The organism is Streptomyces inhibens, assembly GCF_022221585.1.
Taxonomy (GTDB): Bacteria; Actinomycetota; Actinomycetes; order Streptomycetales; family Streptomycetaceae; genus Streptomyces; species Streptomyces inhibens.
On sequence record NZ_CP084681.1, the window covers coordinates 5,293,215 to 5,310,715 of the forward strand.

Annotated in this window: 24 protein-coding genes and 1 tRNA gene; 6 read left to right on the forward strand and 19 right to left on the reverse strand. The window is 70.8% G+C overall.

Features of this window, described 5'->3' with window-relative positions:
• Positions 1 to 35: 35 nt before the first annotated feature.
• Entirely contained in the window at positions 36 to 587 is a 552-nt protein-coding gene (locus KI385_RS24130) for a MarR family winged helix-turn-helix transcriptional regulator (protein ID WP_238574218.1), read from the forward strand.
• A gap of 14 nt (positions 588 to 601) precedes the next feature.
• On the opposite strand, the gene KI385_RS24135 is transcribed toward KI385_RS24130, so the two are convergent.
• Complete coding sequence (locus KI385_RS24135) at positions 602 to 1,336, reverse strand: DUF4232 domain-containing protein (protein ID WP_238574219.1); 735 nt, start codon at positions 1,334 to 1,336, stop codon at positions 602 to 604.
• 327 nt (positions 1,337 to 1,663) lie between these two features.
• Here KI385_RS24135 and KI385_RS24140 point away from each other — a divergent pair, with 327 nt between their 5' ends.
• Positions 1,664 to 2,557: a D-alanyl-D-alanine carboxypeptidase family protein gene (locus KI385_RS24140; protein ID WP_238574220.1), complete on the forward strand. Its 894-nt coding sequence runs from the start codon at positions 1,664 to 1,666 to the stop codon at positions 2,555 to 2,557.
• A 95-nt stretch (positions 2,558 to 2,652) separates the two neighbouring features.
• On the opposite strand, the gene KI385_RS24145 is transcribed toward KI385_RS24140, so the two are convergent.
• The 3 genes from KI385_RS24145 to KI385_RS24155 form a co-directional block, all read right to left on the reverse strand.
• On the reverse strand, positions 2,653 to 3,117 hold the full coding sequence (locus tag KI385_RS24145; RefSeq protein ID WP_238577827.1) for a MepB family protein: 465 nt from the start codon (positions 3,115 to 3,117) through the stop codon (positions 2,653 to 2,655).
• 150 nt (positions 3,118 to 3,267) lie between these two features.
• Positions 3,268 to 3,741 carry a VOC family protein gene (locus KI385_RS24150; RefSeq protein ID WP_238574221.1) on the reverse strand — a complete coding sequence of 158 codons (474 nt, stop codon included), beginning with the start codon at positions 3,739 to 3,741 and terminating at the stop codon, positions 3,268 to 3,270.
• Between the two features lie 202 nt (positions 3,742 to 3,943).
• Positions 3,944 to 4,729: a hypothetical protein gene (locus tag KI385_RS24155; protein ID WP_238574222.1), complete on the reverse strand. Its 786-nt coding sequence runs from the start codon at positions 4,727 to 4,729 to the stop codon at positions 3,944 to 3,946.
• Positions 4,730 to 4,920: 191 nt separating this feature from the next.
• Here KI385_RS24155 and KI385_RS24160 point away from each other — a divergent pair, with 191 nt between their 5' ends.
• Positions 4,921 to 5,283: a MarR family winged helix-turn-helix transcriptional regulator gene (locus KI385_RS24160; protein ID WP_238574223.1), complete on the forward strand. Its 363-nt coding sequence runs from the start codon at positions 4,921 to 4,923 to the stop codon at positions 5,281 to 5,283.
• 116 nt (positions 5,284 to 5,399) lie between these two features.
• Here the strand turns inward: KI385_RS24160 and KI385_RS24165 are convergent, their stop codons facing one another.
• The 4 genes from KI385_RS24165 to KI385_RS24180 all read right to left on the reverse strand — a co-directional run bounded on the left by KI385_RS24165 (position 5,400) and on the right by KI385_RS24180 (position 7,964).
• The gene (locus KI385_RS24165; RefSeq protein WP_085928175.1) at positions 5,400 to 6,236 is read right to left on the reverse strand and encodes an RNA polymerase sigma factor SigF; all 837 of its coding nucleotides are present in this window, start codon (positions 6,234 to 6,236) and stop codon (positions 5,400 to 5,402) included.
• 188 nt (positions 6,237 to 6,424) lie between these two features.
• Positions 6,425 to 7,234 (reverse strand): RNA polymerase sigma factor SigF, encoded by an 810-nt coding sequence (locus tag KI385_RS24170; protein WP_030084976.1) that lies wholly within the window; start codon positions 7,232 to 7,234, stop codon positions 6,425 to 6,427.
• Between the two features lie 219 nt (positions 7,235 to 7,453).
• Positions 7,454 to 7,747: a Dabb family protein gene (locus KI385_RS24175; RefSeq protein WP_238574224.1), complete on the reverse strand. Its 294-nt coding sequence runs from the start codon at positions 7,745 to 7,747 to the stop codon at positions 7,454 to 7,456.
• Positions 7,748 to 7,799: 52 nt separating this feature from the next.
• Positions 7,800 to 7,964, reverse strand: coding sequence for a hypothetical protein (locus tag KI385_RS24180; protein ID WP_181923851.1), 165 nt, complete (start codon positions 7,962 to 7,964; stop codon positions 7,800 to 7,802).
• Between the two features lie 463 nt (positions 7,965 to 8,427).
• On the opposite strand from KI385_RS24180, the gene KI385_RS24185 reads away from it, so the two are divergent.
• Positions 8,428 to 9,207, forward strand: a complete 780-nt coding sequence (locus KI385_RS24185; RefSeq protein WP_238574225.1) for a DUF2127 domain-containing protein — start codon at positions 8,428 to 8,430, stop codon at positions 9,205 to 9,207.
• A gap of 34 nt (positions 9,208 to 9,241) precedes the next feature.
• Positions 9,242 to 9,718 (forward strand): hypothetical protein, encoded by a 477-nt coding sequence (locus KI385_RS24190; RefSeq protein WP_238574226.1) that lies wholly within the window; start codon positions 9,242 to 9,244, stop codon positions 9,716 to 9,718.
• A 20-nt stretch (positions 9,719 to 9,738) separates the two neighbouring features.
• Here the strand turns inward: KI385_RS24190 and rfbB are convergent, their stop codons facing one another.
• The 5 genes from rfbB to KI385_RS24215 form a co-directional block, all read right to left on the reverse strand.
• Positions 9,739 to 10,716 carry a dTDP-glucose 4,6-dehydratase gene (rfbB, locus tag KI385_RS24195; protein ID WP_238574227.1) on the reverse strand — a complete coding sequence of 326 codons (978 nt, stop codon included), beginning with the start codon at positions 10,714 to 10,716 and terminating at the stop codon, positions 9,739 to 9,741.
• A 93-nt stretch (positions 10,717 to 10,809) separates the two neighbouring features.
• Positions 10,810 to 10,896: transfer RNA gene (locus tag KI385_RS24200), tRNA-Ser, on the reverse strand.
• Between the two features lie 112 nt (positions 10,897 to 11,008).
• Entirely contained in the window at positions 11,009 to 11,509 is a 501-nt protein-coding gene (tadA, locus tag KI385_RS24205) for a tRNA adenosine(34) deaminase TadA (protein ID WP_238574228.1), read from the reverse strand.
• A gap of 70 nt (positions 11,510 to 11,579) precedes the next feature.
• Positions 11,580 to 12,125 (reverse strand): tRNA adenosine deaminase-associated protein, encoded by a 546-nt coding sequence (locus KI385_RS24210; RefSeq protein WP_238577828.1) that lies wholly within the window; start codon positions 12,123 to 12,125, stop codon positions 11,580 to 11,582.
• 189 nt (positions 12,126 to 12,314) lie between these two features.
• Positions 12,315 to 12,533, reverse strand: coding sequence for a hypothetical protein (locus KI385_RS24215; RefSeq protein WP_238574229.1), 219 nt, complete (start codon positions 12,531 to 12,533; stop codon positions 12,315 to 12,317).
• A 176-nt stretch (positions 12,534 to 12,709) separates the two neighbouring features.
• On the opposite strand from KI385_RS24215, the gene upp reads away from it, so the two are divergent.
• Positions 12,710 to 13,345 (forward strand): uracil phosphoribosyltransferase, encoded by a 636-nt coding sequence (gene upp / locus KI385_RS24220; protein WP_127152181.1) that lies wholly within the window; start codon positions 12,710 to 12,712, stop codon positions 13,343 to 13,345.
• Positions 13,346 to 13,421: 76 nt separating this feature from the next.
• Here upp and KI385_RS24225 read toward each other — a convergent pair whose 3' ends face one another.
• The 6 genes from KI385_RS24225 to KI385_RS24250 form a co-directional block, all read right to left on the reverse strand.
• Complete coding sequence (locus KI385_RS24225; protein ID WP_238574230.1) at positions 13,422 to 14,081, reverse strand: LytR C-terminal domain-containing protein; 660 nt, start codon at positions 14,079 to 14,081, stop codon at positions 13,422 to 13,424.
• A gap of 156 nt (positions 14,082 to 14,237) precedes the next feature.
• On the reverse strand, positions 14,238 to 14,534 hold the full coding sequence (locus KI385_RS24230; protein ID WP_030084955.1) for a type II toxin-antitoxin system VapB family antitoxin: 297 nt from the start codon (positions 14,532 to 14,534) through the stop codon (positions 14,238 to 14,240).
• A gap of 187 nt (positions 14,535 to 14,721) precedes the next feature.
• Complete coding sequence (locus KI385_RS24235; protein ID WP_238574231.1) at positions 14,722 to 15,330, reverse strand: DUF4232 domain-containing protein; 609 nt, start codon at positions 15,328 to 15,330, stop codon at positions 14,722 to 14,724.
• Between the two features lie 162 nt (positions 15,331 to 15,492).
• Positions 15,493 to 16,083, reverse strand: coding sequence for a hypothetical protein (locus KI385_RS24240; protein ID WP_238574232.1), 591 nt, complete (start codon positions 16,081 to 16,083; stop codon positions 15,493 to 15,495).
• Positions 16,080 to 16,793: an RNA polymerase sigma factor gene (locus tag KI385_RS24245; protein ID WP_238574233.1), complete on the reverse strand. Its 714-nt coding sequence runs from the start codon at positions 16,791 to 16,793 to the stop codon at positions 16,080 to 16,082. The genes KI385_RS24240 and KI385_RS24245 overlap by 4 nt, the downstream gene beginning before the upstream one ends.
• A gap of 34 nt (positions 16,794 to 16,827) precedes the next feature.
• Entirely contained in the window at positions 16,828 to 17,424 is a 597-nt protein-coding gene (locus tag KI385_RS24250) for an LAETG motif-containing sortase-dependent surface protein (RefSeq protein ID WP_238574234.1), read from the reverse strand.
• Between the last annotated feature and the right edge of the window lie 77 nt (positions 17,425 to 17,501).

Genomic DNA, 17,501 nt, shown 5'->3' on the forward strand with positions numbered 1-17,501 from the left:
AGAAAGCTATCACGGTGCTGAATTATTCTCCTGATGTGACCGCAGGACCCACCCCAGGACCCGACCCCGTCGACGCGCTGATGGGCGCCTGGCGCTCCGAGCTGCCGGATGTGCTCCGCCCGACGACCGAGCTGTCGAAGCGCATAGTGCTGCTCGCCGGCGCACTGGACGAGGCCACCCGCGGAGTGCTGCCCGAACTCGGCCTGACGGTAGCCGAGTTCGACATCCTGATAGCGCTGCGCAGGGCCGGCGAGCCGTACCGGATGAAGCCCAATGAACTGGCCCGCGCCCTGCTGCTGTCCTCCGGCGGCACCAGCAACGTCATCAACCATCTGGCCGACCGTGGCCTGGTGGTCCGCGAGCCCTCACCGGACGACGGCCGCAGCACCATGATCCGGCTGACGGCGGACGGTGTGACCACCGCCGAGCGTGCCGTCCGCGCCAATGCGGAGGCCCACGAGGCCGTCTTCGCGGACGCCTCCCCCGCGGCCGTGAACGTGGCCACCCGGGCGCTGCGCGAGGTGGGCGTCCACCGCCGCCCCGCCCCGCGCCCGACCCGTACGGGACGGAACCGCAGCCGGTCCTGAGGCGTACTGCCTGGTCAGGGCATGTTGACGGGGTTGACGAAGGTGCCCGGGTGGGTGGCACCGGACTGGTCCAGGATGGCGCCGCCGTAGGGCCACTTCAGCTGGAAGTGCTGCTTCTCGTTCGGCGGGGTGATCAGCACCATCTCCGGCTCGACCTTCTTGTCCTCGCTGCTGACCGAGGGCAGCAGCTGAATGGTGAAGGACGTCGTGCCGCCCGGCTTGAGCACGACCGGGACCGGCTTCTTCGAGGAACGCGGCAGATCGAGGGAGCCGCCGTCGGTGCCCTTGATCTGGACGCCGGGGAAGCCGCTGATGGTGCAGCTGCGGCCGCCGATGTTCTTCAGCCATACCGCGGCGGTCTGCTGCGCGTCGCTGTGCATGTCCGGGACGCCGCCGCCCGAGGAGCCCCAGCCGGCCTGGAGGGTGGCGGTGGTGCAGCGAGCGGCGGAACCGCCCTTGGCGGAGGTGTGGGAGGCCTTCGAGCCGTTACGGGCAGCAGCCCCCGAGCCGTTCGAGGAGGAGCCCTGGCCGGCCTTCGGACCGGCGGCCGGGGTGTCGGATCCCTGCGCCGCGGACGAGCCGGAGCCGGAGCCAGAGCCGGATCCGGCGTCGGCGGATGCGGCGGCGCTCGGGGCTCCCGCGGCGTCCGACTTGCCGCTCTGGCAGGCGGTCAGCGAGAGCGCGGCGGCCGCGATCACGGTGGCGACGGCGGCCTTGCGGCCGTGGCGGAGCAGGCTGTGGTGCGACATCGGGGTCCCCCTTGTGGTCGGTGCGTTCCGTTCTCCGGTCCGTTCCTCGGTCCGTGTACACCACACTGACCGCCCCCGCTGGTGATCAGCTAACACCTCACTAACGTCCCGGAGGCCGGGGCGGCACCCCGGCCTCCGCGAGACGTAAGGACAAGGGGAAGCGCCCAAGGCCCGGTATCCCACCCGGTATCCGACCCCGGAATCCGGATATCTGGGATATCCGAAAAAACCTCTGCCGAGCGCACATCCATTGGCCCGTCTCATGCGTCTCATGGGCAAGCGGCAGACTCATGTAGCCGTACTGCAGGGTCATTTGGAGTATTCACTTTGAAAACTGGCATCAAGCGTCTTCGTCGGCTGTCCGCGGTCGCCCTCACGACCGGAGCCGTCCTGTCGGCCGGGGCGTTCGCCGCCCCGGCACAGGCCGCCGCGCCCGCGACGCCCTCGATCGTCGCCCAGGGCGGCTACGTGATGAACAACGGCACCGGTAAGACCTTGTTCACCAAGGCCGCCGACACCCGCCGTTCGACCGGTTCCACCACCAAGATCATGACGGCCCGGGTGGTGCTCGCACAGCCGAACCTCAACCTGGATTCCAAGGTCACGGTCCAGAAGGCGTACAGCGACTACATCGTCGCGAACGACTGGGCGTCCTCGGCCCGGCTGATCGTGGGCGACAAGGTCACCGTCCGTCAGCTCCTTTACGGGCTGATGCTCCCGTCCGGCTGCGACGCGGCGTACGCGCTGGCCGACAAGTTCGGCAGCGGGACCACGCGGGACGCGCGCGTGAAGTCGTTCATCGGCAAGATGAACTCCACCGCCAAGAGCCTCGGCCTGACCAACACGCACTTCGACTCGTTCGACGGCATAGGGCACGGTGCGAACTACTCGACGCCGCGCGATCTGACGAAGCTCGCCAGCAGCGCGATGAAGTACTCCACGTTCCGTACGGTCGTGAAGACGAAGTCGACCAAGCAGAAGGTCACCACGAAGAGCGGCGGCTACCGCTACATGTCGTGGGAGAACACCAATGCGCTGCTCGGGAGCTACTCGGGCACCATCGGCGTCAAGACCGGCTCCGGCCCGGAGGCCAAGTACTGCCTGGTCTTCGCCGCGACCCGGAACGGCAAGACCGTCATCGGCACGGTCCTCGCCTCCTCCTCGGTGGCCAACCGCACGGCGGACGCGAAGAAGCTGATGGACTACGGCTTCGCGAAGTAGCCCGACCTGCCACAGGCGTGGGGCCTGCGCACGACCGACCGGTCGAGTGCAGGCCCCTTTGCCGTCTTTGTCGTCGAGCCGAAGGCGGCCGGCGCCTACGGGTGGTAGAGCGCCCGGGCGCGGGCCGTGTCGAGGGGCGCGTCCGCGGGTACGTCGAGGAAGTACGGCACCTGCCACGCCTGCGTGGTGCGGGCCTGGCGGTTCGTTGTCGTGACCCACGGCGGGTAGACGCGGAACCCGCGCTTCCCGCCGGAGCCGTTCGTCGAGACGACGTTCCGCTCGCAGAGCACTTCGCGCGGAAAGACGAACTGCCCGAAGTGGTCGCCGTCACGGGAGCTGATGACGAAGAGATCGACGGGATCCGCGGCGTCGAACGGCTGGATCGGCCCTTCCGGCGACCGCTTCCACACCGTGACGAACTGACCGACCTTCGTCGGTGTCGTTTTGGCCGCCCGGAACCGGACACAGGAGCCGTCCAGGGTGAATCCGTGTGCCGCGTACTCGGCGCTCTCCGCCTCGGGTTCCGGCGGCGAGCAGCTGAATCCGCTCGGGTCGTAGATCAGCGCCTTCGCCGCGAGAAGATCGCTGTGGATCGCTTCCGCGGACGGCCAGGGGTCGGGACCGGCGAGGTGTGCAACGGAGGGATCCGGGCGTTTTGTCGTCACCCCCGCATCCTGTCATCGCCGGCTGCCGGGCGCGTCGGCGGTGCGTCACGTCGCGTCGGCCGCCGCCTGCAGCGCGGCGATGTCGATCTTCTTCATGCCGAACATGGCTTTCATGGCGCGGGCGGCACGCTCCTGGTCCGGATCGTTCAGCATCTCGGCCATGCCACCGGGGGCGACCTGCCAGGACAGTCCGTACTTGTCCTTCAGCCAGCCGCAGGGGCCCTCCTCGCCGCCTTCGGAGAGCTTGGTCCAGTAGTAGTCGATCTCGTCCTGGTCGGCGCAGTTGATCATCAGCGAGACCGCCTCGTTGAAGGTGAACTCCGGGCCGCCGTTGATCGCGGTGTACGGCTGGCCGTCCAGCTCGAACTCGACGGTCAGCACGGTGCCGGCGGGGCGGGGACCGGCTTCGTTGTAGTAGGTGACGTTCTTGATCTTCGAGTGGGGAAACACCGAGCAGTAGAACTCGGCGGCCTCCTTGCCCTCGGTGTCGAACCAGAGGTTGGGGGTGATCTGGGGCATGGCACTCTCCTGGCGTGGTCTGCGGGTGGGCCTCGTGCCCGGATGGACCGCTGTCTGTAGTGACCGCTGCGCCGGGCGAAACTCATCGCTCCGCGTCCGACACCCTTGTCCCGACCTTGTCTCGACGCTAGGCACTCCGGGCGTCGCTCGCCACCGTTCCTGCCGCGGCGGCCCCTGACGGCGGGCCCGGCTCGCCCCTTCGTCACTTCCAGGTGAAGGTCACGTCCCGGGTGTCGATATGCATACCGAGCGGCACCCGCCAGGCGTCCACGCACACCCGCCAGGTACCGGTCTTCTTCTCGCCGGGGGCGAGGGGCAGCGGGAGCTTGTGGGGGGAGGTGATCGTGGCCCAGTCGATGCCGAGGGCGCCGATGATGTGGGTGCCGAAGGTGACGGTGCCGGCGGTGACGGGGCGGTCGCCGGTGTTGAGGAAGTCGAGGGTGACCTTCTCGCACCAGCGGGCGTCGGTGTCGGCGAGGCCGGGCTTGCCGACCAGGAGGCCGGCGGGGGCCTCCGGACCGGCCGGGATGGTGGGGGAGGGCGGCTCGGGGGAGGGGGAACCGGGGGAGCCGTGCGACGGGGTGGAAGTGCCCGGCCGGGAAGGCGAGTTGGGCTTGGTGGGCTTGGTGGGCCGGTCTTCGCCGGCACCCGTGGGTGGCGCGGAGGGGCCGGGCGGGGCGGCGGATTCGCCGGAGTCGGCGGGGCTTTGCGGGGTTACGGATCCCGATCCGGCCCGGCCCGGAGTCGTACGGCCACCGCTGCCGCCTCCGTCGTCACCACGCGCTGTGCGGTCTTTGCCGCCGTCCAGTGGCGTCAGCTCGACGCCGTCCTGTGGTGGTACGGCCTTCGTCGGCGCGCGCCCGTCGGCGGGGTCGGCCGCGCCCACCGCGACATAGCCCGTTTCGGCCGCGCTGCCGCAGCCGGTCAGCAGGGCACCCAGACACAGCACGGCCGCCGAGGCGGAGGCAACAGTCGTCGTCCGTCGCATCGGGCCAGTGTTGCTGACGGAGTGTCAGGTGTACAGAGGTCGGTGCGGGATGCTCTTGACCTCAAGTCTGATCGAGGTCCTAGCGTCGCTCTTCATGACGAAAGACAACGAACGGACCGTTGTCGGTGCCCTCGCGGCACAGCCCGTGGCCTATTGGACCTGGGCGGCCTCCCAGGCGCTTCTGCGGCGTGATGGCCCGGGCGGACATCTCTCAGCCGCAGTGGTGGACGCTGAATCATGTCGATGCGTCCGCGGAGGGGCTCACCCGCGCGGAAGTCTGTGCGCGGCTGGACGCGTTCCTCGGGGAGCTGGGGCCGGACGCGATGGGGCATGCGGTCGACAGCCTTCTGTACCGGGGCCGGCTCACCGTTGACGGCGTCGGCCGTCTGACGCTCACGGACGCCGGACGAGAGGCCAAGGAGCGGACCAAGGAGCTTGTTGCCCAGCTGCGTTCGGAGATCCACGAAGGCATCACGGACGAGGAGTATGCGGCCGCGCTCACGGTTGTTCAGCGCATGATCCGCAATGTCGGCGGCACGGCGACGCCGCGCTGATGGCCTGCTGACGCCGCGCTGAAATCACGGCTCACAGGGGTGAAGTGGGTCCCGATTCTCAACAACTGTCCGCCGAGCGGCACGGAGCGTCGTACGGCCCCTCGGCGGACCGTTCCTCAGTCGGAGATGAGGCCCTCGCGCAGCTGCGCCAGGGTGCGGGTGAGAAGGCGGGAGACATGCATCTGGGAGATGCCGACCTCCTCGCCGATCTGGGACTGCGTCATGTTGGCGAAGAAGCGCAGCATGATGATCTGGCGCTCGCGGGCCGGGAGTTTGGCCAGCAGGGGCTTGAGGGACTCGCGGTACTCCACGCCCTCCAGCGCGGTGTCCTCGTAGCCGAGGCGGTCCGCGAGGGAGCCCTCGCCGCCGTCGTCCTCGGGGGAGGGGGAGTCGAGGGAGGAGGCGGTGTACGCATTGCCGACGGCCAGTCCGTCGACGACGTCTTCCTCCGACACCCCCAGGCACAGGGCGAGTTCGGGGACGGTCGGGGAGCGGTCCAGCTTCTGGGAGAGCTCGTCGCTGGCCTTGGTGAGGGCCAGCCGGAGCTCCTGGAGCCGGCGCGGTACCCGCACCGACCATGACGTGTCGCGGAAGAAGCGCTTGATCTCGCCGACGACGGTCGGCATCGCGAACGTCGGGAATTCCACCCCGCGTTCGCAATCGAAACGGTCGATCGCCTTGATCAGACCGATCGTGCCGACCTGGACGATGTCCTCCATCGGCTCGTTGCGGCTGCGGAAGCGAGCGGCCGCGTAGCGCACGAGCGGGAGGTTGAGCTCGATGAGCGTGTCACGGACGTACGTACGCTCCGCGCAGTCCTTGTCGAGCGAGGCCAGCCGCAGGAACAGGGAGCGGGAGAGCGTGCGGGTGTTGATGGCGTCGTCGTCATGCACGTGCGGTGCGGGCGCGGGAATCGCGGGAAGCACCTTCGAGCTGCCCAGTTCTACGGACATGCCACCCCCTTGAGGTCGCTGCGGCATCCCCGGGCCGGGGTGGACCGAGGAGTGATACCTCCACCTGAATACCGGAGGCAGCGCTACGGCAAACGCGGTTCCTGCAGAATGTCACATGTCGGCAACACGCTGTAGCGCCATGTCGACATATCTGCGCAGGCTGAGCGGGGACGGGTCGCCCGTCCCGGTTAAGCCTCGATCCTGTTTGCGGATCGCAGCCGGGCGAAGCTCCGCGACAGTAGCCGCGACACATGCATCTGCGACACCCCTAGCTCCGCACTGATCTGCGACTGCGTCAGATTGCTGTAGTAACGCAGCAGAAGGATCCGCTGCTCGCGCTCGGGCAGCTGGACGAGGAGGTGCCGTACGAGGTCACGGTGCTCCACGCCGGCCAGCTCCGGGTCCTCGTAACCGAGGCGGTCCAGCAGGCCGGGCAGGCCGTCGCCCTCCTGGGCGGCCTCCAGCGATGTGGCGTGATACGACCGGCCGGCCTCCAGGCACGCCAGCACCTCGTCCTCGCCGATCTTCAGGCGCTCGGCGATCTCGGCGGTGGTGGGGGAGCGGCCGTGCAGCACCGTCAGATCCTCGGTCGCGCCGTTGACCTGCACCCACAGCTCGTGGAGGCGGCGCGGCACATGGACGGTGCGGACATTGTCTCGAAAGTAGCGTTTGATCTCGCCGACGACGGTCGGCATCGCGAAGGTGGGGAACTGGACGCCCCGGTCCGGATCGAACCGGTCGATCGCATTGATCAGGCCGATGGTGCCGACCTGGATGACGTCCTCCATCGGCTCATTACGGCTGCGGAAGCGCGCCGCGGCATAGCGGACCAGCGGCAGATTGGCTTCGATGAGTGCGGCACGGACGCGGGTGTGCTCGGGGGTGCCGGGTTCGAGGTCCGTCAGCTCCGCGAACAGCACCTGTGTGAGCGCCCGCGTGTCCGCGCTCCGGCTCTCGCGGGATGGAGCCTTGGGCGCAGTACGGGCCGTCACGGTCACGCCACCCTTCACAGTGCATGTATCCGGCAAAAGCGGTCATAGCATCACAAGACATGTGCACTGTGTGCAAGCACCCCATAACGCCGTGTTGAACAGAGAGTTGGGTGGCCGGGGAAGGTATGGACGGCAGGTGGGCGGCGGGGCGGGCCCGGGGGTATGGCAAAGCCCCCCGCCCGTGGGGGCGAGGGGCGCTGCGCGGGGGTGTGGGAGCGCTGGGGCTCAGGCCTCGTAGTCGGCGATCACCCAGGTGGCGAATTCGCGCCACTGGGCGGCGGCCGCTTGGTGGGCCGGGTGCTCCAGGTAGCGCGTGAGGGCGTCCTTGTCGGCCACGGCCGAGTTGATCGCGAAGTCGTAGGCGATGGGCCGCTCGGTGAAGTTCCAGGCGCTCTCCCAGAACATCAGCTCCGGAATCTCGTCCTTCAGCGCCGCGAACGCGCGGGCGCCGGCCTGTACCCGCTCCTCGTCGCGGGAGACACCGTCATTGAGCTTGAACAGGACCAGGTGGCGGATCACAGGTGCCTCCGTGCGGCGGGCGACCACCAGGGGCCCGCCAGGGCGGCCGGTCCTAGTGGATCAGCTGGGTCATGAACTCGCCGACGCCCTGAGCGGCGGACGAGATGCCCTCGAAGCCTATCTGGACCAGGTCGGCGGCCCGCTGCGGGGAGGTGATGATCGTGTACAGCACGAAGACGATGATCATGTACAACGCGATCTTCTTCGCCTGTGCCATCGTCCCCGTCTCCCCTACGGCAGTCCCTTACGGCAATCCCCGCAGCTCCCGGCTGCAGTCGGGCGAGTGTAACCACAGGTGTTCGATCGTGGGAGCCACGCCCGCGGGACCGGCTCGCGGGACGCTTCGCCCGCCGCCCCGCCGGGCGCGAGCGCCGATCCGGACCGCATGGACCAAAGGCCTGTCAAGCGGGGCCCTTCGCCCGCCTGTTGGGACCGCCGGGCCCGGGGCCAGGGCCTCACCGCGGGCGCCGGCCCGCCGCCGGGGCTCTGTCGTGTCCGGTGCAACCGTCCGGAACCGCCCTCGCGTCTGTCACCTCGTACGGCTCGGCGTACGGCCCGGCGTACGGCGCGGCCACCGCCCGGCAGGCGTGCATCATGTACGCGACAGAACGGGGCGCGGTAGCGCGCCGCGGCGCGGCGGACGGCCGCGTGGGACGAGGAAAGGACCACGGGCTCCAAAGATGAAGATCGACTGGGACCGGCGTACCTGCGCGCGCCGCGGGCACATCACCTACCTCCCGCACGAGGAGCACCTCCGGGAGAAGCTGCGCGCGGCCACCGCTCTCGGCGAGGCATGGCGCTGTCTGCGCTGCGGCGACTTCGCCCTGGGCGACCCGCGCGGCTCCGGGCCGGCCGACGACGCCCCGCTGGTCCCGCGCGGCAAGGTCCTGCGCGATCTGTTCATCCTGCGGTTCCTGGCCGTCGAACGAGCGGTGCGCGGGGTGTTCATCGTGCTGGCCGCGATCGGCGTCTGGCAGTTCAGCAACCGTAAGGACGCGGTCCGCCGGTTCTTCGACGAGAACCTCGATGTGATCCGCCCGGTGGCCCGCCACTTCCACTACGACCTGGACCACTCACCGGTCGTCGGCACCATCCAGAAGACCTTCGGCTACCGCCATTCCACCCTGATGCTGGTGGCCGCGCTGCTGCTGGTGTACGCCCTGGTGGAGATCATCGAGGGCGTGGGCCTGTGGCGCGCCAAGCGCTGGGCGGAGTATCTGACGGTGGTGGCGACGGCGGCGTTCCTGCCGCTGGAGATCTACGAGCTGACGGAGAAGGTCAGCTGGCTCAAGATCGCCACGCTGGTGATCAACATCCTCGCGGTGCTCTACATCGCGGTCACCAAGCGGCTGTTCGGGCTACGGGGCGGCCGCGCGGCCTTCGACGCCGAGCGCCACAGCGCCTCCCTCCTGGAGGTCGAGACCTCGGCCGGGGTGGCTGCCGCGGCCCATAATGGCTGAACGCACGATCCATAGGGGGGACCGAACAATGCCCATGAACTCCGCACGGCCCGAGTCCGATTCGTCGTACGCCACCGCGCGCCCCGTTCCGCTCATGACCCGGCGCCGGCCGGCCGTTGTGCTGGCGCTGCTGATCGGCCTGCTGGCCGCGGCCGTCGCACCGGCAGCGGCGGCCGGCCGCGGTACGGACACCGCGCGCGTGGCGGCCACCGCGAGCGCCCCGGCCCGGGGCGCCGACTCCGCCGTACGCCTCGCCGCCGCCCCCGCGTCACCCGGCACGTGGGCGCGGCACGCCTCGTACCGCCACCACCACTCGACGACCCACCTCAAGACGGTCTTCAAGTCCAAGAAGTCGAAGTGGAAGTCGAAGACGAAGAAGAAGCGCGGCTTCTTCAAGAAGCTCGGCATCTTCCTGGTCGTGCTGTTCGTCGTCTTCCTGGTCATCGTGATCCTGGTGATCTGGCTGATCGTGCGCTTCTTCCGCCGCGCGAGGAGCCGGCGCAACGCCTGAGAGACGCCCTGGCACCGGACCTACGTCAGCGGTTCCCACCACGCCCGGTTGTCCCGGTACCAGGCGTAGGTCTCCAGCAGGCCGGTCTCGAACGGTTTGCGGGGGCGGTAGCCCAGTTCCGCCGTGATCTTCGAGCAGTCGACGGAGTAGCGGCGGTCGTGTCCCTTGCGGTCCTCGACGTACTCCACCCGGTCCCAGCCGTACCCGCACACGGTGAGCAGGCGGTCCGTCAGCTCCTTGTTGCTGAGTTCGGTGCCGCCGCCGATGTTGTAGATCTCGCCCGCCCGGCCCCTGGTGCGGACCAGCTCGATGGCCTGTATGTGGTCGTCGAGGTGCAGCCAGTCGCGGATGTTCTCCCCGTCGCCGTACAGCGGGACCTTTCTGCCGTCCAGCAGACGGGTGAGGAACAACGGGATGACCTTTTCGGGGAATTGGTGCGGCCCGTAATTGTTGGCGCAGCGGGTCACCCGTATGTCCATGCCATGGGTGCGGTGATGGGCGAGCGCCAGCAGATCACCGGAGGCTTTGGAGGCCGCGTAGGGAGAGTTGGGGCGGAGCGGGTCGGTCTCCGGCCAGGAGCCGACGTCGAGGGAGCCGTAGACCTCGTCCGTCGAGATGTGGACGAAGGTGCCGTCCGTGCCGTGCTGCCGCAGCATGGCGTCCAGGAGGACCTGGGTGCCCAGGACGTTGGTGTGGACGAAGGCGCCGGCGCCCGCGATGGAGCGGTCGACGTGCGACTCCGCGGCGAAGTGCACGATCTGATCGTGTTCCGCCACGAGTTCGCCGACCGTTCGGGGGTCGCAGACATCGCCCTGGACGAAGGAGAATTCCGGCCGTCCGCGCACCGGGTCGAGGTTGGCCGGATTCCCGGCGTAGGTGAGCTTGTCGAGCACGGTGACACGGACATCGCCGGGGCCGTCGGGGCCCAGGAGCGTACGGACGTAGTGCGAGCCGATGAATCCCGCGCCGCCGGTCACCAGAATGTTCTGCCGGGTCATCACGGAACCTGCACCTTGCTGTCGGCCGTCGCCGGCCCCCCGGGAACGACGAAGGCCCCGATCCGCAAAGGATCGGGGCCTTCGCCCTGAGAGCGGTAGCGGTGGGATTTGAACCCACGGAGGAGTTGCCCCCTCACGCGCTTTCGAGGCGCGCTCCTTCGGCCGCTCGGACACGCTACCGAGAGAGAGCTTAGCCCACGGGTGGCCGTGCGCCGAAATCGGATTCCGGGAAGCGGGCGGAGAGGGGCGGCCGCGGGCGCCTGACGCCGGCCGGACAGCGGCCGGGCGCCGGTCAGCGGTCGCGGAAGAAGGCGGTGAGCTGGGCCGCGCAGTCGGCTTCCAGGACGCCTGTGACGACCTCGGGGCGGTGGTTGAGACGTCGGTCACGGACGACGTCCCAGAGGGAGCCGACCGCGCCGGCCTTGGCGTCGCGGGCGCCGTATACGACGCGGTCGACGCGGGAGAGCACGATCGCGCCGGCACACATCGTGCAGGGTTCGAGGGTGACGACGAGCGTGCAGTCGGTCAGCCGCCATTCCCCGACGGCTTGCGCCGCCCGGCGCAGCGCGAGGATCTCGGCGTGTGCGGTCGGGTCGCCGGTGGCCTCGCGTTCGTTGTGGCCGGCGCCGAGGACCGTGCCGTCCGCGGACAGCACGACGGCACCCACCGGGACATCACCGGTCCCGGGGGCGCGGGCGGCCTCGCCCAGCGCCTGCCGCATCGGCGCGATCCAGGGGGCGCGCAGCGGGTCGGGCGCGGGGGAGGGGAGGGGGGCGGATGGGGGGACGGTCATGTCCCCAGTGTCGGGGACGTGACCGGGAGCGGGGCCCCAAGGGCCGCCCTGAGGGCGGGCCGGGGCGGGGTCAGCGCACGGCTTCCAGGACTTCTGTGCAGCCCAGGGCGTCGGCGATGGAGGAGAGCGCGTCGCCGTTGAGGGACAGCAGCTCCTTCTCGCCGATGCCGAGGTCTTCCAGCAGCCGGGGATCGCCGAGCGGGCCGCGCGGCGGGCCGTCCGAGCCGTTCACCGCGTCCAGCGTGTCGTCGTCATCAACGTTGTTGTCCGATTCGGGTTCGCCGTCCTCCGTGCCGTCCAGGTCGAGGCTGTCGAGGTCGTCGGTCGCGTCGTCATCGTCGCGGCCGAGCAGCTCGTCGGTCAGCATCGCGCCGTACGAGCTTCTGGCGGCGGCGGCGGCGTTGGAGAGAAAGACCCGTGGGTCTTCCTCGCCGTCCACCCGGATGACGCCGTACCAGGCGTCCTCCTGCTCGATGAAGGCCACCACCGTGTCGTCGTCGACCGCTGCCTCTCGGGCCAGATCGGCCAGATCGGTCAGCGTCTCCACATCGTCGAGCTCCGTATCGCTCGCTTCCCACCCGTCTTCGGTGCGCGCGAGCAGTGCGGCGAAGTACACCGTGACTCTCCCACTGGTCATAGGCGTGCCGGGCCGGGCGGGGCGGCGCTGCACGCCGTTGGTCCCGCCCCTTCGGAATCGTGGCAGAAACAACGCGTTCGCGCGGGGTCTTCGGCGCTGCGTCGTGCGGAGGTTGTGCGAGATGTCGCTCACGTGCCGCAGCGTGGGCGGGCGCGCGAGGGTGTTCCGCTACCAGCGGAATGTGCGCATCCGTATGACCTGGCGCATCCGCTCGGCCCGTGCGCGGCGCGGTTGGACGCGGTCCCGCAGCGCCTTGGCCTCGTGCAGTTCCCGCAGAAACTGGGCCCGGCGCCGTCGGCGCGCCGCTTCGCTCTCGGGGTCCGGGTCGCAGCCCTGGGCCCCGAAGACGGCGTCGTTCGTGTCGTCGGTCCGCTTACGGTCGGGCACGCTGCACACCACCTCGGGTGGGATCTTCGCCCGACAACGCGGCAGCCAATCGGGCGTACGTGCCCACTTTCCCTCGTTTCGGTGGTTTGATGCCGACGAAGCCCTGTTGCCGCGTCCGGCTGCCGGGCACCGCACGGCGGGCGCCGGCGCTCTCCGGCTCGGTTACTGTCGATGTCATGCGGATCCACGTCGTCGACCACCCGCTGGTGGCGCACAAACTCACCACGCTGCGCGACAAGCGCACCGATTCCCCCACCTTCCGGCGGCTCGCCGACGAGCTGGTCACCCTGCTCGCCTACGAGGCCACCCGTGATGTGCGCACCGAGCGGGTCGACATCGAGACGCCGGTGACGGCGACCACCGGTGTGCGGCTCTCGCACCCGCGCCCCCTGGTCGTACCGATCCTGCGGGCCGGCCTGGGCATGCTGGACGGCATGGTCCGGCTGCTGCCCACCGCCGAGGTCGGCTTCATGGGCATGGTCCGCAACGAGGAGACGTACGAGGCGCACACGTACGCGACGCGGATGCCCGACGACCTCTCGGGCCGCCAGGTGTACGTCGTCGACCCGATGCTCGCCACCGGCGGCACGCTGGTCGCGGCGATCCGTGAGCTGATCAAGCGCGGTGCGGACGATGTCACCGCGATCTGTCTGCTGGCCGCGCCGGAGGGCGTCGAGGTCATGGAGAAGGAGCTGGCCGGCACGCCGGTGACGGTGGTCACCGCGGCGGTCGACGAGCGGCTGAACGAGGCCCGCTACATCGTGCCGGGCCTCGGCGACGCGGGCGACCGGATGTACGGCACCGCCGGCTGAGCGAGCCGCACCTCCCCCCTCTGATCATTGTTCGGGCCCCGCACCACCAGCTGGTGCGGGGTCCGAACGCGTGCGGTCAGCACTTGGGGTCGCCGGAGGGGGCCGGGGACGGACGGGACAGCAGGGCCAGGGACTTGGCGGCGGCCGGCTGGGCGGTCAGCTCCTTGAAGGCGTCGCCGATGATCAGGTCGAGCTCGGCGCCCTTGCGGTCGTCGGTCTTCTGCTGGGCGCCGGCGAGCTGGGTGGCCAGCACCTTCAGCGGGCCGTCGACGGCTGCCTTGGGGCCGAGAAGTATTCCGGCGCCCTTGATCTTCTTGTCGTAGGCGGCCGGTGCGTTGCCCACCTTGCCGATCTTGAAGCCGCGCTTCTGGAGCTCGTCGGCGGTGCGCTTGGCGAGCCCGGAGCGCGGGGTGGCGTTGAAGACATTGACGGTCAGCGTGGCGGGCGCGGGGAGCTTTTGCGCGGTGGTCCCGGCCTGCGCCTTGTTCGCCTTGCCCGTCTTGCCGCCCTGGGGGCAGTGCTTCTTTTCCTGGGAGGCCTGGGCGGTGTTGCCGCGGCCACCGAAGACGTCGATGAGCTGCAGGGTCCCCCAGCCGACCAGGCCGAAGGCGCAGACCGCGGCGACGATGGTGAGGACGATCCGGCGACGGTGGCGGGGACGGCGCATCCGCGGATACCTGTCGCCCGTGATGCGGTACTTCTTACCGCCCATGCCTGGGGGCGTCAGCATGCTCATGGGCGCAGCGTAGTGCGGGCGGCAGGCCGTGCCTACTAAATGATCAACGCGTGGCGCGAGACCCAACCCAAAAGGGCCAATCCGGACAGGGCGGGTTGGGTGGAGCTAGGCGGTAAGAGGGGATTTCCGGCCTGATGGCGGCCGGTTCCCGGGGTGTCAGCCCAGTTCGAGTACGCGGGCGTGCAGCACCTGGCGCTGCTGGAGCGCCGCGCGCACCGCGCGGTGCAGCCCGTCCTCCAGATAGAGGTCACCCTCCCACTTCACGACATGCGCGAAGAGGTCGCCGTAGAACGTCGAGTCCTCGGCGAGCAGCGTTTCGAGATCGAGCTGCTGCTTGGTGGTCACCAACTGGTCGAGGCGTACCGGGCGCGGGGCGACATCCGCCCACTGCCGGGTGCTTTCCCGGCCGTGGTCGGGGTACGGCCGCCCATTTCCGATGCGCTTGAAGATCACACGGAAAGCCTACCGGGCGAGCGGCACCGGGCGCAGCCATGCCGCAGCAGTGCAAAAGGATCATTGGCGGCAAATTCGGATCATTGGTGAGCGACGGCCCGGAGATACGGCCGGATGCGACCCGAATGGACCAGCGCGCGGCGCGATCCGGCGGGTGCCGTGCGCCGTGCCGCCCCCCCCCCGCCGGTCACCACTGCAGAGCGGCCGTCAGGCTCGGCAGCCAGTACGTGACCTTGGCGGTGCGCGGGTCGACATGGACCGGGGCGCCGTCGTCCAGGCCGACCTGGGTGGGGGTGGCGCGGGCGGCCAGTGCCACCCCGAACTGGGAGATCTTCCTGCCCCTGCCGTGCGGGCCGCCGGCCGTGGAGGTGGTGACGGTGGCGTAGGCCGTGGCGTTGGGCGCGAGCGTGACGACGGAGTGCGGCCTGCTGTTCCCGATCGCTGGGACGGCGGGCCGCCGGCCCTCGCCGAACCGCAGCAGCGGGTAGCGCTGGGCGGCGAAGTCGCAGGTCCGGTCGGAGTAGTTGGTGACCGTCAGCAGCATGCGGTGGGCCCGGCGCGGCATCGCGCCGGCGTGGAACCGGAGCATCTCGGGCGTACAGGCGGTCCGGCCGCCGGGGCGCGGGGACAAGGCGCCGTCGTCCCCCGGGGAGGGCGAGGTGGGGGCCGGCGATACGGCGGTGGCGGGGTCGACGGCCTTGTTGTCGGCGCCTCCGTGGCAGGCGGCGGTCAGCGAGAGTGCGGCGGCGGTCAGCCCGGCGGCGACGGCCCGGCGGGCGGTGACGGTGAAGGGCATGGCGGGCTCCCCGGACGGTGGCGTGTACACGACCTTCGACGCGGGCGCTGGTGATCGGCTAACGCGCGGCTAACGCCTACCCGGGCCATGCCGGGGCGCATTCGATGCCGCCACCGCCCCGGAATGACGGGTGATCTCCGGAAACCTCCCCCCGTGTGACCGTCAACCAGCCGATGTGGGGGAGGAGTTGGGCGCTCGGCTGCCCTGGGGGGTGGGGGTGTCCGACGGGGTCGCGGTGGGTGGGCGGGTGGTCTCGGGGGGCCGGCTGCCCGTCCGGTCCGTCGGCCGGGATGTAGGGGTGCCCGTACGGGCGCTCCGGGGCGGCCGTACCGGGTCGGTGCTGGGCGGCTGCGAACCGGAGGGGCCGGCGGTGCTGCTGGGGCTCGCCGACGGCTCGGTCGGCGTGGGCCCCGGTCCGGTACGCGTCGGGGCCGGCGAAGGGCCGACAGGGCTCGGCGGCGTCGCGGGCGAGGGCCGGGCCGGCGGGCCGTCGGGGGTGGTCGCCAGATAGCCGACGGCTACGGCGGTGGCCGCCGCGGCCGCCGCCAGCGGCAGCGCGAAGCGGCGCAGCCAGGGCCGCTTCGCGCCGGGCAGCCGGCCGCGGCGCGGCTGTGTCCCCGGGGGCGCGGCGGGCCGCAGATCCCGGATGTCGATGCTGTCGGCGCGCGCCGCGAAGGCTCGCCGCAGCCGGTCCTCCACGGGCCGCTCGGGTGCGGTGCCGCCGGTGCCGGGGCCCGGGCCGCTGCCGTTCATGACCGTGCCTCCAAGATCTTCTCCAGCGAGTCCAGGGCCCGGCTGGCGAGGGATTTCACCGAGCCGCGGCTGATGCCCAGCGTCGCGGCGATCTGTGCCTCCGTCAGATCGCCCCAGTAGCGCAGTACGAGAACCTCTCGGCGGCGCGCGGTCAGTCCGCTGAGCGCGGCGAACACCTCCCGGTGCTCCTCGTCCAGCACGATCCGCTCCTCCGCGGACGGCGCGGCCGCCTCGTACGGCGGGGTGTAGTCGCGGGCGGTGCGCCGGCGCCGCAGTACGGAGCGGGCGGCGTTGACGACCGCGGTGCGCAGATAGGCCAGGGCGTTGTCGACCTCGCCGAGCTGTTCGCCGTGCCGCTTGTAGAGCGCGGCGAAGGCGTCCTGGACGACGTCCTCGGCGGTGGCGCGGTCGTCGACGAGCAGTACGGCCAGCCGGACCATGTTCAGCCGGTGCGCATGGTAGAGCTCGCTGATCGTCGGCCGGGGGTCGGGCGGCGGGCCGGCGCCGCCGTCCGGCAACCGGTCCCGGCCGTCTGCCGGCCGGCCGTACGCCGGGTACGCGGGGTGCCGGGCCGGGTGGCCGGTGCCCGGTGCTTCGCGGTGGGCGGCCGCAGGGCGGGCGGTGCGCAGCAGCCACCGCCACAGGGCAGGCCGAGGCCCCGGCAGGGCGAACCGTACCGGGGCGCTGTGTCGGCCGACGGAGTACTCCATCGCTTCCTCGGGGCGGGCGACTTGGTGTGGTGGATCAGCCGCGCCGGCGGCGGGCGGCGTAGACGGTGCCGCCACCCGCGGCGATCAGCGCCGCGGCACCGCCGCCGAGCGCGAGGGTGGTCGCGGAGGAGGCGCCGGTGTGCGCGAGCTCCTTGCCCCCGTCGCGTCCCTTGACCGGCGCGGGGCTCGCCTTCGGGCCGTCACCGCGCTGGGGGCCCGCGGTCGGCGAGGCGCTGGGGGCCGCGGTCGGCGCGGCGCTGGTGCTCGGCGAGGCGGTGGTGGACGGCCGGGGCCCCGGCACGCTGGGGACGGCGGTCGGCCGGGGGCTTTCGGAGGAGGTCGGACGGACGGTGGGGGACGGGGTGGCGCTGCCGTCCGGCCCGGGCGTCGTCGGGACGGGGGACGGGGTCGCCCGGCCGGCGTGTGCGGGCTGCGGCTTCGGTGCGCGGTCGTCGGCGTGCGCGGTGCCGGCCGTCGACAGCGCGGTGAGCGCGAGTGCCGCGAGCAGCCCGGCGCCGGCCGCGCCGCGCAGCCGCGGGCGGGCGGCGGAACGGGCGGGGCGGTCGGTGGCGTAGGCCTGGGAACTGCGGGGGATACGGGTGAGCTTCACGGTCGGCTGCTCCACGTTCATTCGACGGGGCGGCGCCTCATGGCGCCCTCACCCCTGACGACGTGCGGCGGTGGCGGGGGTTGCCGGGCGGTGCGGAG